Raw genomic sequence first — 12,722 nt, forward strand, 5'->3', positions numbered from 1 at the left:
GTTGCCGGGCGGCCCGCCCGGCAACTCCCTCTCTCCGTACCGCCGTCGCTGTCAGGCACTGCCGGGCAGCGCCGTCCAGTGCTGCCAGGAGATGTCCCGACCCAGGTGACGCGGTTGCCGGAACAGCCACGCCCGGGCGATCCACTGCGGGACGAACGCGTCCAGCGCCTGCTCCGGCGCGGAGCCCACCTTGTCGTCCATGACCACCAGCAGGTCTCGGCGTCGGCGCCGGCCTTCTCCGGCGGATCGATGTAGACGCAGCCGGAACGCCGTGCCCGCGTCGTCGAACAGCGCGTAGGAGAAGGATGTGTGGGCCGCGATCTTCGGACGTCAGCCGGACGGGCGTCCGCGCACATCCGGATCGACGCGCCGGACGGAGGCCGTGCGGATGCGGCGCTGGGTGGGGTGCTCCGCTCGACGCCGCCCGCCGCGAGGGGGACGGGTGCGGACGGCCGGCCGCACCGGTCGGCCATGCCGCCGGGCAGGGGAGGCAACGGATCGGAACCTCCGTGGACTCTGTTGGGAAAGGAGGTTGTCCATGGGGGAGCGAGAGCAAGCGACGGACCTGGATTTCCAGGGCTTCGTCGTCGGTCGCTGGCCGCGACTGGTGCGGACGGCTTTTCTCCTGACGGGGGAGCAGTACGCAGCCGAGGACCTGGTGCAGTCGTCCTTGGAACGGATCTACGTGGCCTGGCGCAAGGTCGCAGTGGCCGAGGATCCGGATGCCTATGTGCGGCGGGTGATGATCAACACGCATGCCCGCAGGCACCGCAGGAAGCTGAAGGAATTCCTGGCACCGCGCGACGACACGGGCCTGGCGCACGAGTTGCCGGAGCGCGGCGACCGCATGGCGCAGGCCGACGACCGCTCCGGTCTGCTGACGGCGCTCGGCCTGTTGCCTCCGCGCCAGCGGGAGGCGGTGGTCCTGCGCTACTGGGAGGACCTGAGCGAGACGCAGACGGCCCACGCCATGGGCTGTTCCGTCGGCGCGGTGAAGAGCAACGCGGCCAAGGGGATCGCGAAACTCCGTGCCATACCGGGACTGGTGGACATGATGACGAACGGCGGACGGAAGTGACGGACGCGGAGAAGGACGTGACGCACCGGGAGGTCGCCCTCCTCCTCGCGGACGCAGCGGGTGGGGTGGAGGTACGACCGGCACCCTGCCGGGCGATCGTGTCGGGTGGCCGGCGCCGGAGGGCACGGCGACTGGCCGTCGCGGCAGCGACGGCCCTGGTGATCGTCGGCTCGACAGGGACGACCCTGGCGCTGACCGGGGCCATGGGAGGCGGAGAGGGCCGGAACCAGGTGGCGCAGGGATCGCCGGCCCCGGTCACGCCGCCGGCCGCGGTGCCGCAGCGGACCACGCTGGCGGCGGGGCGCACGGGCGGCAAGCAGTGGCGGGTGACCGTCGATGTGTGGGCGGCGCCGAAGGACGCGGCGGAGGCGTCGAGCCTGTGGACGGCGATGAACGACACCGAGTATCTGGACACCTCACGGGCCGGGTACGAGGGCCGGGGGCTGATCGGGAAGGGGTGGTACTTCGTCCGTCTCGACGTCGACGGCCGGGACTCGTTCGCCCTCGACGCCCCGGTCGAGGCCGGCAAGGACCTGCACAGGAGCCTGCGGACGGGGCTTGCGTCGCTCGGCCCGCGCGGCTCCGGCCGGCTGGTGATCGGCCGGGCGTCGCCCGATACCGAGCGCGTCGTCTGTACCTGGGACGACGGTACGACCACGGAGGTGTCCGTGGCGCCGCAGGGCGTGGAGCCCGGCTCCGGCCGGAAGCCGATGCTGCACACGGTCCGGGGTTCCGCCTCGCGGTGGTTCGTGGCGGAGGTGCCGCAGGGGCGCACCTTCAAGTCGGCCGAGGGAATCTACTGACGCTGCGTCAGCTGGCCCGGGCACCCGCGCCGTAGAGGCGGGCACCCCGTTCGCGGCGGACAGCCCGTCCGCCCCGGGCCCACGCCCGGTGAAGAAGACCGCACCCGGTCCGTCACGGCCGCCGTGCTCGGCGGCCTGCGGACCGGGTGCGGAGAGGTGGGCGACGCGGCCCGCGGAAGCGCAGGTCCGGCCGCCCGGCCGGAGATCAGGCCTTCTTGGTCTCCCAGAAGATCTTGTCGATCTCGGCGATGTAGTCCAGCGCCTTCTGGCCCGTGGCCGGGTCCGTGGAGGCCTTCGCCGCCGACAGCGCCTTCAGGGCGTCGTTGACCAGCTGGTGCAGCTCCGGGTACTTCTCGAAGTGCGGGGGCTTGAAGTAGTCGCTCCACAGCACCGAGATGTGGTGCTTGGCGAGCTCGGCGCGCTGCTCCTTGATGACCACCGCGCGGGCCCGGAAGTGCGGGTCCTCGTTGGCCTGGTACTTCTCCTGGACGGCCTTGACGGACTCCGCCTCGATGCGGGCCTGGGCCGGGTCGTACACGCCGCAGGGCAGGTCGCAGTGGGCGCTGACCTTCACCTTGGGGGCAAACAGGCGGGAAAGCATTGAGCTGTCCTTCCTCGTGATCGTCTTCTCAGGTGGGACATTACTCCGTGAGGGACGCGTTTTCGTGGGTGCCCCCATGGGCTTAGGCCAAAAGTCCGGGGTGAGGGATCCGGCCGCCGAAGTGCGGGACGGTATAAGGGACGGTGTACCGAACGGACCGGGGAGGTGCCGGAGATGCCGGAGGTGCCGGAGTTGGCGCAGGAGCCCGCACGGGGACTTGCGGGGCGTGTGCCGTTCCAGGTGGTGGAGGTGACTGGCCCGTCGATGGTGCCCACGCTCCACCACGGGGACTGGCTGCTCGTGCAGTACGGGGCGCCGGTGCGCCCCGGTGACGTGGTGATTCTGCGCCATCCGTTCCAGCAGGACCTGCTGATCGTCAAGCGGGCCGCCGAGCGCCGCGGGGGTGGCTGGTGGGTGTTGGCCGACAACACGTTCGCCGGCGGGGACAGCACGGACTACGGGACGGTGCCCGAGGAACTGGTGCTGGCCCGGGTCCGGGCCCGCTACCGGCCGCTGGGCAAGGATCAGCGTTCGGTCCTCGGACTGCTGGGCTGGGCGGCGACCGCGCTGCGGCCGGTCTCGGCCGCCCGCTCCGTCTCCAGACGTTTGCGGGCCCGGTAGGCGGCCACGTTGGCGCGGGTCGCGCAGCGGTCCGAGCAGTAGCGGCGGGACCGGTTGGTCGAGGTGTCGAGGTAGGCGTTGCGGCAGGGCGGCGCCTCGCACAGCCCGAGCCGGTCCACTCCGTACGACGTGAGGTGGAAGGCGAGACCCATGGCCGCGATGGCGGCGTATCCGGCGGTGACGTTCGACGGATGGTCGGCCAGGTGCATGTGCCAGTCCGGTTTGCCGTCCGCGTCCCGGGTGTCGTGACCGGAGATCTGCGGGCTGACCGGGAACTCCAGCAGCAGCGAGTTCAGCAGGTCGACGGCGAGCGTCTCGTCGCCCCCGTCGGCCGCCTCGAAGACCGCGCGCAGCCGTGCCCGCACCGAACGGAAACGGGTCACGTCCGCGTCGGTGGCACGCCGCGCGGCCTGCGCGTTGGTGCCGAACAGGTCGCGGATCGTCTCGACGGAGGTGAGGACGTCCTTGCTGCGGGCCGGCTCCTCGGTGTTGACCAGGCGCACTGCGTAGTCCGAGTAATAGGCCAGTTCCACTTGTAGTCCTTACTGCATCGGTCTAGGGTCTGGGCCGGGGACCGATGTAACGGTCGATTCTGCTTCGAGGGTATTACGTTATGGAGGGGTTCGGGTGACGGAGACATCGACGGGCACTGACTGGCAGGCCTGGCAGCAGAGCTGGGACCGGCAGCAGGAGTGGTACATGCCCGACCGCGAGGAACGCTTCCGGGTGATGCTGGACATGGTCGAGGCCTTTGTGGGGCCGCGTCCGAGAGTGCTCGATCTCGCGTGCGGTACGGGAAGTATTACGGACCGGCTGCTCAAGCGGTTCCCGGAGGCCACCAGTACCGGTGTCGACCTCGACCCGGCGCTGCTCGCCATCGCCCGCGGAACCTTCGCCGGTGACGGGCGGGTCACCTTCGTCACGGCCGACCTCAAGGACCCCGCCTGGACCGGGCAGTTGCCGTACGAGACGTACGACGTCGTCCTGACCGCGACCGCCCTGCACTGGCTGCGCAGTGAACCGCTCACCGCGCTCTACGGGCAGCTTGCCGGACTCGTCCGGGACGGTGGGGTGTTCATGAACGCCGACCACATGATCGACACCGGGACCCCACGCATCAACGCGGCCGAACGCGCTCACCGGCATGCCGGGATGGACCGTGCCAGGGCCGCGGGCGCCCTCGACTGGGCGGAATGGTGGGCGCTCGCCGCGCAGGACCCGGTCCTCGCCGGACCGACCGCCGAACGCTACGAGATCTACGGGGAGCACGCCGACGGCGACATGCCGTCCGCGCGGTGGCACGCCGACACCCTGCGCGCCGCGGGCTTCGGTGAGGCGCGGTCCGTCTGGGCCTCACCCTCGGACTCCCTGGTGCTTGCGGTGAAGTAGCCGGAGCTGCGGCGGAACGCGCCCGCGGGGCGGTACGGACTCCGGTCCGTACCGCCCCGCTTCTTTCTCTCGCATGCACTGCAACCCGCCGCGCGTTCCGGCGCACTGGAAGGGTGGGACGGTCCGCACCCGCGGGCCAGGGAAGGGGCGCTGACGATGGGGATCGCTGACGACGCTTCACTGCATCTCTTCGTGGAGAGCAGACGCACGGCGTTGTTCCGCAGCGCGTATCTGCTCTGCGGCGACCGGCACGAGGCCGAGGACCTGGTCCAGTCGACCCTCGTCAAGGTCGTGCTCGGCGGACGGCGGCACGGGCGGCTGGACAACATCGAGGCGTACGCGCGCAAGACGCTGGTCAACACCTTCATCGCCGCACGCCGCCGGTTCTGGCGCCGCGAGCAGGCGTACGGCGAAGTGCCCGACCGGGCGGGCACTTCGCCCGACACGGACACCGGACTCGCCGTACGGGCCGCGCTCGCCCGGCTCACGGCGAAACAGCGGGCCGTGCTGGTACTGCGCTACTGGGAGGACCTGAGCGTCGAGGCCACGGCCGAGATGCTCGGGATGCGGGAGAACACGGTCAAGAGCCACACGGCTCGCGGGCTGGCGGCGCTGCGCGCCGAGATGGCGGAGGAATTGGTATGAACGACGTCAGGGAGCTGCTGGGGCGGGCCGCCGAGCAGGCGGGACAGCCGGTCATCAGCACCGAAGGGGTGTACGCGAGGGCCGCCAGAGTGCGGTGGCGGCGCCGGGCCACGGTCGCGGCGGCCGCGTTCGCCGTGATCACGGCCGGCGCGGTCGCGGTGCCCGGCCTGGCCGCACAGTCGAAACAGCGCCAGGAGCGGTCCTCGGTGGCGGCGCCCCCCGAGCGGACCGGCAACAGCGGCCGGGCGAAGCAGCTCGTCGAGCTGCTGCCGGGGGACGTGGGCGCCGTGGAGCAGGTCTCACTCGCCATGATCATCAAGGGGGCGACCGCGGCGCAGGCCGAGGAGCACCCGCTGGGGCCGCTGGACGGGCAGTACGCCGTCCGCAGGGACGGGGGCGTCGGCTACCTCACCGTCGACTTCAGGAGCGGTGAGCAGATCCGCAAGAAGTCCGGCGGAGCCGACCCCGTCGACAACATCTGCAAGCCGGCCACCGGGCCGCGTCCGGCCGACTGCGTTCGTGAGGTACTGCCGGGCGGCCGGGTGCTGACCATCTGGAGCGACGCGATGAACTACGACGGCACGCCGAAGTGGGGCTTCGAACTCGTCGGCCGGCTCGTCAGGAAGGACGGCGGGACGCTGGCCGTACGGGACAGCACCGGTTTCCGGGCCGACTCCGCGCTGGGGCCGCTGCTCAAGAACACCCCGGTCACGCGCGCCCAGCTGCGCACCCTGATGCTGAGCCAGGAGCTGCAGCCGAAGGGGTAGTCCGGCCCGGGAAGCAGCGCTGCGGGCATACGGGAGAGGGCGGTACGGACCGGAGGCCGTACCGCCCTCGTGTCATTCGCGTGCCGTTACAGCACCTTCGACAGGAACGACTTCGTCCGGTCGTGCTGCGGGTTCGTCAGTACGTCGCGCGGGTGGCCCGACTCGACCACCACGCCGTCGTCCATGAAGACCAGCGCATCGCCCACCTCGCGGGCGAAGCCCATCTCATGGGTCACGACGATCATCGTCATGCCGTCCTCCGCGAGTCCGCGCATGACGTCCAGGACGTCGCCGACCAGTTCCGGGTCGAGCGCCGACGTCGGCTCGTCGAAGAGCATCAGCTTCGGCTCCATGGCCAGGGCGCGGGCGATGGCCACCCGCTGCTGCTGGCCGCCGGAGAGCTGCGACGGGTAGTTCTGTCCCTTGTCGGCCAGGCCGACCCGGTCCAGCAACTGTTCCGCGCGGGCTCGGGCGACGGCCTTCGCCTCGCCCTTGACCTGCACCGGAGCCTCCATGACGTTCTCGATGGCCGTCAGGTGCGGGAAGAGGTTGAAACGCTGGAAGACCATGCCGATGTCCCGGCGCTTCAGGGCGACCTCGCGGTCCTTGAGCTCGTAGAGCTTGTCGCCCTTCTGGCGGTAGCCCACCAGATCGCCGTCGACGTACAGCCGGCCGGAGTTGATCTTCTCCAGGTGGTTGATGCACCGCAGGAACGTCGACTTGCCCGAACCGGACGGGCCGATCAGACAGAAGACCTCCCGCGGCGCGACCTCCAGGTCGATGCCCTTGAGGATGTGTGCGGCGCCGAAGGACTTGTGGACGCCCTCGGCCTTCACCATCGCGGTCATGAGGTCACCCCCGTGCGGTTGCTGATCGAGGCCAGGTTCGCCCTGACCTTCTGCCAAGGAGTGGGAGCCAGGCTGCGGCTCGTGCCCCGGGCGTAACGGCGCTCCAGGTAGAACTGCCCGACGCTGAACACGCTGGTCATCGCGATGTACCAGATCGATGCGACGAAGAGCATCTCCATGACCGCGTACGAGGTCGATCCGATGCTGGACGTGGCGCGGAGCAGTTCCGGATAGGTCACCGCGACCGTCAGCGACGAGGTCTTCAGCATGTTGATGAACTCGTTGCCGGTCGGCGGGATGATCACGCGCAGCGCCTGCGGGAGCACCACCCGGCGCATCGTCCTGGCCTGGGTCATGCCGAGCGCGTGCGAGGCCTCGGTCTGGCCCTCGTCGACCGACTGGATGCCCGCGCGGCAGATCTCCGACATGTACGCCGCCTCGTTCAGGCCGAGCCCCAGCAGGGCACACATGAACGGCGTCATGACGTCCGTCATCTCGTTCTTGTAGATGAACGGGATGTTCAGGATGGGGAAGATCAGCGCCAGGTTGAACCACAGCAGCAGCTGCACGTAGACCGGCGTGCCGCGGAAGAACCAGATGTACAGCCAGGCGACGCCGCTGGTCACCGGATTCTTGGACATCCGCATGACGGCCAGGATCACACCGAGGACCACACCCAGCACCATGGCGAGCACGGTGATCAGCAGGGTGCGTCCCGCGCCCTGCACGACGGTGTCGTCGAAGAGCTTGTCCGACACCGCGTGCCACTGGACGTTGCCCTGCGCGAACGCGTACACCAGCGCCACCAGCAGCGCGACGACGATCACGCCGCTGAGCCAGCGCCCGTAGTGCCGGACGGGAATTGCCTTGATCGCCCCGGCGGGAAGCGCGGACCCCTTGGAGACCGCACTCCCGCCCGGCGTGGTGCCGGTGGGCACCTTTTCGAACTTCTCAGTCACAGCGACTGCCCTTCAGTGGTGCGCCTGGCTCACTTGCCGCCGTTGATGGCGGCCGCGTCGATCGCGCCGGTCTCCGCGCCCCACTTCGCGAGCACCTTCTGGTACGAGCCGTCCTTGATGATGGCGTCGACGGCTTCCTTCAGGGCGTCCCGCAGCTGGGTGTTCTTCTTGCTGACCGCGATCCCGAAGGGGCCCGCGTCGTACTGCTCACCGACGATCTCGAACGCCTGGCCGTTGTCCGCCTTGCGGACCAGGTCGATGGCGACCGGGTAGTCGTTGACCCCGGCCACCGCGCCGCCGGACTTCACGCGGGTCTGGGCCTCGGTGTCGTTCTCGAAGGCCTCGACGGTGATGGCCTTCTTGCCCTCGTCCTTGCACTTCGTGGACTGGGTGTTCAGGGCCTTCTCGTACGTGGTGCCCTTCTGCACGGCGGCGGTCCTGCCGCACAGGTCCTCGATGGACTTGACGCCCTTCGGGTTGCCCTTCTGCACGTACACGGCGGTGCCGGCGGTGAAGTAGTCGACGAAGTCGACGCCCTCGCCGAGCTTCTTGCCCTTTTCGTCCAGGCCTTCCTGGCGCTGCTTGTTGTCGGTGATCGACGACATCGCGACGTTGTAGCGACCCGAGTTCAGGGCGGTGATCAGGCCCTCGAAGGAACCCGAGGTGAACGTGAACTTCACTCCGAGCTGCTTGCCGAGGGCGGCGGCGATGTCGGGGTCGACACCGACGATCTTGCCGTCGGCCTCGGACTCCATCGGGGCGTACTCGGCGTTGGTGCCGACCTTGATGACGCCCGCGTCCTGGATGTCCTTGGGCAGCTTGCTGAAGAGCGGCGCGGTGTTCTTCTTCGCGTTCGTGTCGGTGCTGCTGCCGCCGCTGTCGGTCTGGTCGCCGCAGGCGGTCAGCAGCAGGGTGCCGGCGACCGCGATGGCGCCGACCGCTGCAATCCGGGACTTTGCGGCCGTACGACGTGTGGTGCTTGCGGTCATGATCGGGTTCCTCCGGCAGATGAAGGGGAAGTTGCCAGGCGCGCTGACACGCATCTTCGAATGTCGTCGCCCCGTGTGATTAGGGCATCTTGCCATTCGGACTAGCCCAATCAGGGGGCCAGCCATGTCAAAATCGGATAACGGGCGATCCCCGAACCCCAACGGGCCGGTACATCAAGGCCGGACCTTCTATGGGGTTGCCTTCTTCCGGCCGGAGAATCTTCGGTGTGTCTCGACTGCTGGACCGACTTTTGACGGCTTGGTGGACTTGTCCAGATATTCGACTATGAGGCATGTCACCGCGTCGATTCGGACTCGTCCGTGATGCGGTCCGTCCGGTAAAAAAGACCTTTACACCCCTCATCCGGGGCCCAGGGCGCGTGTGCGGCGCGCCCGCGCGTACGTACCTCACCCTGCCGGGGCGGGCCAACCGCCGGAGCGGGGCACGTACGCGGTGCCCGCCCACCCCTCCTCAACCAGGAGTGGCCACCCTCAACTGATGAAGACCTAAGGGGTCAATACGATGGCAGCGGAGATCGTCAATCCTCGCAGCGACAGCAGTACCGACAACAGCGGCGGCAGCGCCGCCGACGCGCCGTTCGACGCGGCGTTCGCACTCCACCGCGGCGGGAAGATGGCTGTGCAGGCCACCGTTCCCCTGCGTGACAAGGACGACCTGTCCCTCGCGTACACGCCGGGCGTCGCCAAGGTGTGCAGCGCCATCGCCGAGAATCCCGAGCTGGTCCACGACTACACCTGGAAGTCGCAGGTGGTCGCCGTCGTGACGGACGGCACCGCGGTGCTCGGTCTCGGCGACATCGGTCCCGAGGCGTCCCTCCCGGTGATGGAGGGCAAGGCGATCCTCTTCAAGCAGTTCGGCGGCGTCGACGCGGTGCCGATCGCGCTCGCGACCACCGACGCGGACGAGATCGTGGAGACGGTCGTCCGTCTCGCGCCGTCCTTCGGCGGAGTGAATCTGGAGGACATCTCGGCGCCGCGCTGCTTCGAGATCGAGCGCAGGCTCCAGGAGCGGCTCGACATTCCGGTCTTCCACGACGATCAGCACGGCACCGCGGTGGTGACGCTGGCGGCCCTGCGCAACGCGGCGAAGCTGTCCGGCCGGACCCTCGGCGACCTGCGCGCCGTCATCTCCGGCGCCGGCGCGGCCGGCGTGGCCATCGCCAAGTTCCTGCTGGAGGCGGGGCTCGGCGACGTCGCGGTGGCCGACCGCAAGGGGATCGTCAGCCGGGACCGTGAGGACCTCACGGACGTCAAGCGCGAGCTCGCCGGGATCACCAACAAGGCGGGCATCTCCGGTCCGCTGGAGACCGCCCTGGTCGGCGCGGACGTCTTCATCGGCGTCTCCGGCGGCACGGTGCCGGAGGCGGCGGTCGCGTCGATGGCGCCCGGTGCGTTCGTCTTCGCCATGGCGAACCCGGACCCGGAGGTCCACCCCGACATCGCGCACAAGTACGCGGCGGTCGTGGCCACGGGCCGGTCGGACTACCCGAACCAGATCAACAACGTGCTCGCCTTCCCCGGCATCTTCGCGGGGGCGCTGCAGGTGCGGGCATCCCGGATCACCGAGGGCATGAAGATCGCCGCGGCGAACGCGCTGGCCGACGTGGTGGGTGACGAGCTGGCTGCGGACTACGTGATCCCGTCGCCGTTCGACGAGCGGGTCGCCCCCGCGGTGACCGCTGCGGTCGCCGCTGCGGCCCGCGCGGAGGGCGTGGCGCGACGCTGACGCGGACGGGGCGGGGTGCGGGACGGCCCCGCGCGGCCTGTTCCGCGCCCCGCCCCGCCCGGCACCGGCGGCCGCCCCCTGCCGGTGCCTGGCGGGGCGGCACCACCGACTCCGTGCGACCACGCGGGCCACGTCACACCCCCGGCCGGTTCCGCCGCGCCGGGCACCGCCCCTAGTCTCGGGCCCATGTTCGCCGCCTACGCATCCCGCATCGACCGCGACCACCCTCTCAAGGGCCTTGAGCTGGGCGAACGCCCCGCCCCCGAGGCCCGTCCCGGTTGGACCACGGTCAACGTCCGGGCCGCCTCCCTCAACCATCACGACCTCTGGTCGCTCCGTGGCGTCGGCCTCTCGGAGGACCGACTGCCGATGATCCTCGGCTGTGACGCCGCCGGGACCGACCAGGACGGCAACGAGGTCGTCCTGCACTCGGTGATCGGCCAGACCGGACACGGGGTCGGACCGGACGAGCCCCGCTCCATCCTCACCGAGCGCTACCAGGGCACCTTCGCCGAGCAGGTCACCGTCCCCAGCTGGAACGTGCTGCCCAAGCCGAAGGAGCTCACCTTCGAGCAGGCCGCCTGCCTGCCGACCGCCTGGCTCACCGCGTACCGGATGCTCTTCACCAATGCCGGGGTGCGCCCCGGTGACTCCGTCCTCGTCCAGGGCGCCGGAGGCGGCGTCGCGACCGCGGCGATCGTCCTCGGCAAGGCCGCCGGGCTGCGGATCTTCGCCACCAGCAGGGACGAGGCCAAGCGGAAGCGGGCCTGTGAGCTCGGGGCGATCGAGGCGTACGAGCCGGGTGCCCGGCTGCCGCAGCGGGTCGACGCCGTCATCGAGACCGTCGGCGCCGCGACCTGGTCCCACTCGGTGAAGTCGCTCCGCCCCGGCGGCACCCTGGTGATCTCCGGCGCGACCAGCGGCGACCGGCCCTCGCACGCCGAGCTGACCCGGATCTTCTTCCTGGAGCTGAAGGTCGTCGGTTCGACGATGGGGTCCAAGGACGAGCTGGAGGACCTGCTGGCGTTCTGCGCGACGACCGGTGTGCGGCCCGTCATCGACGAGGTGCTGCCGCTGGACCGGGCACGCGAGGGGTTCGAGCGGCTGGCAGCGGGCGATCAGTTCGGAAAGATCGTGCTCACCGCACCCTGAAACAGATGTGAGGGTGCGTCAGGACTGCTGACGGGAATCCGTGCCGGGTGGGTGCCCGGCGTGTCCGCGGTGGTCGTCACTTCGTCCGTCCGGCGGCGGGGGCTGCGGCTCCCGCCGCCTTTGCGTGCCGGGCGCCGGTCGGGGACCACGCTCCGGCGGACGGCACCGTCGACGCGACGCCGTGTCAACCATGGTTGACGGGCGCCGCATGTCAACGTAAGTTGACATCATGACCGAAGCAACGGATCTGGCCGCGCGTGCCGGTGACCGTGACCCCAGGGTCGGGTTGCGTGCCGTCGCCGCGCTGCGGCGGCTGCTGGAGCAGCTCGAAGCCGTACAAGTCAGAAGCGCCCGCGTCCAGGGCTGGTCGTGGCAGGAGATCGCCGCCGAACTGGGTGTCAGTCGACAGGCCGTGCACAAGAAGTACGGGAGGCATTGATGTTCGAACGATTCACCGGCGGCGCGCGCGCCGTCGTGGCCGGAGCCGTGGACCGTGCCAAGGAGACCGGTGCCGATTCCATCAGCGAGGAGCACATGCTGCTCGCCCTGCTGGACCAGCAGGGCAGCCGCGCCTCCTTCGCCGTCGCCGCCCTCGGCCTCACCGACCGCCGCGCCTCGGTGGAGGCGTCCCTCGCCGAGGCCCGCCGCAGGGGCGGCCTGACCAAGGCCGATACGGACGCACTCGCCGGTATCGGCATCGACGTGACCGAGATCGTCGCCCGCGTCGAGGGAGCGCACGGCGAGGGGGTGCTGTCGGGCGAGCGGAAGGATCGCCGGTGGCGGGCGGGCCGGCCGCCCCTCACCCGGGGTGCGAAGACGATTCTGGAGAAGTCCCTGCGGATCGCGGTGGGCCGGGGCGACCGCTTCATCGGCGACGAACACCTGCTGCTGGCGTTCACCGTCACACCCGGAGTGGTCGCCGACGTGCTGACGGAGCACGGCGCCACGCACGGGACCGTGACGCGTGCGCTGTACGGGGAGGAAGCCGACGGGCAGGCGAAGGCGGGCTAGTGCTGTGACCGGAAAGATTCACCGGCTCGCGCCGCCCGGCACGGCACCTCGCCGCGTTGTCGCATCACCCGAGTACATCCAGTACGCGGGCGATGCTCCGCCTTGCGATGCA

General features: G+C 70.0%; 15 protein-coding genes and 1 pseudogene. 10 read left to right on the top strand and 6 right to left on the bottom strand.

The annotated features are described in order from the left end of the window. Positions 1 to 51 precede the first annotated feature (51 nt). Positions 52 to 324, bottom strand: a pseudogene (locus tag ACFVXE_RS37405) (N-acetyltransferase); the annotation flags it as partial. A 214-nt stretch (positions 325 to 538) separates the two neighbouring features. Here ACFVXE_RS37405 and ACFVXE_RS37410 point away from each other — a divergent pair. Continuing rightward, on the top strand, positions 539 to 1,078 hold the full coding sequence (locus tag ACFVXE_RS37410) for a SigE family RNA polymerase sigma factor (protein WP_389678097.1): 540 nt from the start codon (positions 539 to 541) through the stop codon (positions 1,076 to 1,078). Next, positions 1,075 to 1,881, top strand: a complete 807-nt coding sequence (locus ACFVXE_RS37415; protein WP_389678099.1) for a hypothetical protein — start codon at positions 1,075 to 1,077, stop codon at positions 1,879 to 1,881. The genes ACFVXE_RS37410 and ACFVXE_RS37415 overlap by 4 nt, the downstream gene beginning before the upstream one ends. A gap of 205 nt (positions 1,882 to 2,086) precedes the next feature. Here ACFVXE_RS37415 and sodN read toward each other — a convergent pair whose 3' ends face one another. After that, positions 2,087 to 2,482: a superoxide dismutase, Ni gene (sodN, locus tag ACFVXE_RS37420; protein WP_266981604.1), complete on the bottom strand. Its 396-nt coding sequence runs from the start codon at positions 2,480 to 2,482 to the stop codon at positions 2,087 to 2,089. Between the two features lie 174 nt (positions 2,483 to 2,656). Here sodN and sodX point away from each other — a divergent pair, with 174 nt between their 5' ends. Continuing rightward, a complete protein-coding gene (gene sodX / locus ACFVXE_RS37425; protein WP_389678101.1) occupies positions 2,657 to 3,103 on the top strand; it encodes a nickel-type superoxide dismutase maturation protease in 447 nt (148 codons plus the stop codon). On the opposite strand, the gene ACFVXE_RS37430 is transcribed toward sodX, so the two are convergent. Next, positions 3,007 to 3,636: a CGNR zinc finger domain-containing protein gene (locus ACFVXE_RS37430; protein WP_389678103.1), complete on the bottom strand. Its 630-nt coding sequence runs from the start codon at positions 3,634 to 3,636 to the stop codon at positions 3,007 to 3,009. The genes sodX and ACFVXE_RS37430 overlap by 97 nt on opposite strands. Before the next feature lie 94 nt (positions 3,637 to 3,730). On the opposite strand from ACFVXE_RS37430, the gene ACFVXE_RS37435 reads away from it, so the two are divergent. The 3 genes from ACFVXE_RS37435 (at position 3,731) to ACFVXE_RS37445 (ending at position 5,904) form a co-directional block, all read left to right on the top strand. After that, positions 3,731 to 4,492 (top strand): class I SAM-dependent methyltransferase, encoded by a 762-nt coding sequence (locus tag ACFVXE_RS37435; RefSeq protein WP_389678105.1) that lies wholly within the window; start codon positions 3,731 to 3,733, stop codon positions 4,490 to 4,492. A 156-nt stretch (positions 4,493 to 4,648) separates the two neighbouring features. Beyond that, positions 4,649 to 5,137, top strand: coding sequence for a SigE family RNA polymerase sigma factor (locus ACFVXE_RS37440; protein ID WP_389678107.1), 489 nt, complete (start codon positions 4,649 to 4,651; stop codon positions 5,135 to 5,137). After that, positions 5,134 to 5,904 carry a hypothetical protein gene (locus ACFVXE_RS37445; RefSeq protein WP_389678109.1) on the top strand — a complete coding sequence of 257 codons (771 nt, stop codon included), beginning with the start codon at positions 5,134 to 5,136 and terminating at the stop codon, positions 5,902 to 5,904. Before ACFVXE_RS37440 ends, ACFVXE_RS37445 begins: the two co-directional genes overlap by 4 nt. A gap of 86 nt (positions 5,905 to 5,990) precedes the next feature. On the opposite strand, the gene ACFVXE_RS37450 is transcribed toward ACFVXE_RS37445, so the two are convergent. Genes ACFVXE_RS37450 through ACFVXE_RS37460 form a run of 3 tightly spaced genes read right to left on the bottom strand, consistent with a single transcriptional unit; the run spans position 5,991 to position 8,700 of the window. Then, entirely contained in the window at positions 5,991 to 6,752 is a 762-nt protein-coding gene (locus ACFVXE_RS37450; protein WP_389678110.1) for an amino acid ABC transporter ATP-binding protein, read from the bottom strand. Next, on the bottom strand, positions 6,749 to 7,711 hold the full coding sequence (locus ACFVXE_RS37455) for an amino acid ABC transporter permease (protein ID WP_389678112.1): 963 nt from the start codon (positions 7,709 to 7,711) through the stop codon (positions 6,749 to 6,751). The genes ACFVXE_RS37450 and ACFVXE_RS37455 overlap by 4 nt, the downstream gene beginning before the upstream one ends. 29 nt (positions 7,712 to 7,740) lie before the next feature. Further along, complete coding sequence (locus tag ACFVXE_RS37460) at positions 7,741 to 8,700, bottom strand: ABC transporter substrate-binding protein (protein WP_389678114.1); 960 nt, start codon at positions 8,698 to 8,700, stop codon at positions 7,741 to 7,743. 523 nt (positions 8,701 to 9,223) lie between these two features. Between ACFVXE_RS37460 and ACFVXE_RS37465 the strand changes: the two genes are divergently transcribed. The 4 genes from ACFVXE_RS37465 to ACFVXE_RS37480 all read left to right on the top strand — a co-directional run bounded on the left by ACFVXE_RS37465 (position 9,224) and on the right by ACFVXE_RS37480 (position 12,610). Further along, a complete protein-coding gene (locus ACFVXE_RS37465) occupies positions 9,224 to 10,447 on the top strand; it encodes an NADP-dependent malic enzyme (protein ID WP_389678116.1) in 1,224 nt (407 codons plus the stop codon). A 186-nt stretch (positions 10,448 to 10,633) separates the two neighbouring features. Then, the gene (locus ACFVXE_RS37470; protein ID WP_389678118.1) at positions 10,634 to 11,599 is read left to right on the top strand and encodes a zinc-binding dehydrogenase; all 966 of its coding nucleotides are present in this window, start codon (positions 10,634 to 10,636) and stop codon (positions 11,597 to 11,599) included. Positions 11,600 to 11,828: 229 nt separating this feature from the next. Continuing rightward, positions 11,829 to 12,038, top strand: a complete 210-nt coding sequence (locus ACFVXE_RS37475; protein ID WP_014154112.1) for a sigma factor-like helix-turn-helix DNA-binding protein — start codon at positions 11,829 to 11,831, stop codon at positions 12,036 to 12,038. Next, complete coding sequence (locus tag ACFVXE_RS37480) at positions 12,038 to 12,610, top strand: Clp protease N-terminal domain-containing protein (protein WP_389678120.1); 573 nt, start codon at positions 12,038 to 12,040, stop codon at positions 12,608 to 12,610. Before ACFVXE_RS37475 ends, ACFVXE_RS37480 begins: the two co-directional genes overlap by 1 nt. Positions 12,611 to 12,722 lie beyond the last annotated feature (112 nt).

Origin of the sequence: Streptomyces sp. NPDC058231 (assembly GCF_042882275.1) — a bacterium.
In the GTDB taxonomy this organism is placed as follows: domain Bacteria; phylum Actinomycetota; class Actinomycetes; order Streptomycetales; family Streptomycetaceae; genus Streptomyces.

Excerpts from the sequence above, each read along its gene's own strand:
- ACFVXE_RS37410 (WP_389678097.1), top strand. The coding sequence starts at position 539 with ATGGGGGAGCGAGAGCAAGCGACGGACCTGGATTTCCAGGGCTTCGTC.
- sodN (WP_266981604.1), bottom strand. The coding sequence starts at position 2,482 with ATGCTTTCCCGCCTGTTTGCCCCCAAGGTGAAGGTCAGCGCCCACTGC.
- sodX (WP_389678101.1), top strand. The coding sequence starts at position 2,657 with ATGCCGGAGGTGCCGGAGTTGGCGCAGGAGCCCGCACGGGGACTTGCG.
- ACFVXE_RS37440 (WP_389678107.1), top strand. The coding sequence starts at position 4,649 with ATGGGGATCGCTGACGACGCTTCACTGCATCTCTTCGTGGAGAGCAGA.
- ACFVXE_RS37445 (WP_389678109.1), top strand. The coding sequence starts at position 5,134 with ATGAACGACGTCAGGGAGCTGCTGGGGCGGGCCGCCGAGCAGGCGGGA.
- ACFVXE_RS37450 (WP_389678110.1), bottom strand. The coding sequence starts at position 6,752 with ATGACCGCGATGGTGAAGGCCGAGGGCGTCCACAAGTCCTTCGGCGCC.
- ACFVXE_RS37460 (WP_389678114.1), bottom strand. The coding sequence starts at position 8,700 with ATGACCGCAAGCACCACACGTCGTACGGCCGCAAAGTCCCGGATTGCA.
- ACFVXE_RS37465 (WP_389678116.1), top strand. The coding sequence starts at position 9,224 with ATGGCAGCGGAGATCGTCAATCCTCGCAGCGACAGCAGTACCGACAAC.
- ACFVXE_RS37470 (WP_389678118.1), top strand. The coding sequence starts at position 10,634 with ATGTTCGCCGCCTACGCATCCCGCATCGACCGCGACCACCCTCTCAAG.
- ACFVXE_RS37475 (WP_014154112.1), top strand. The coding sequence starts at position 11,829 with ATGACCGAAGCAACGGATCTGGCCGCGCGTGCCGGTGACCGTGACCCC.
- ACFVXE_RS37480 (WP_389678120.1), top strand. The coding sequence starts at position 12,038 with ATGTTCGAACGATTCACCGGCGGCGCGCGCGCCGTCGTGGCCGGAGCC.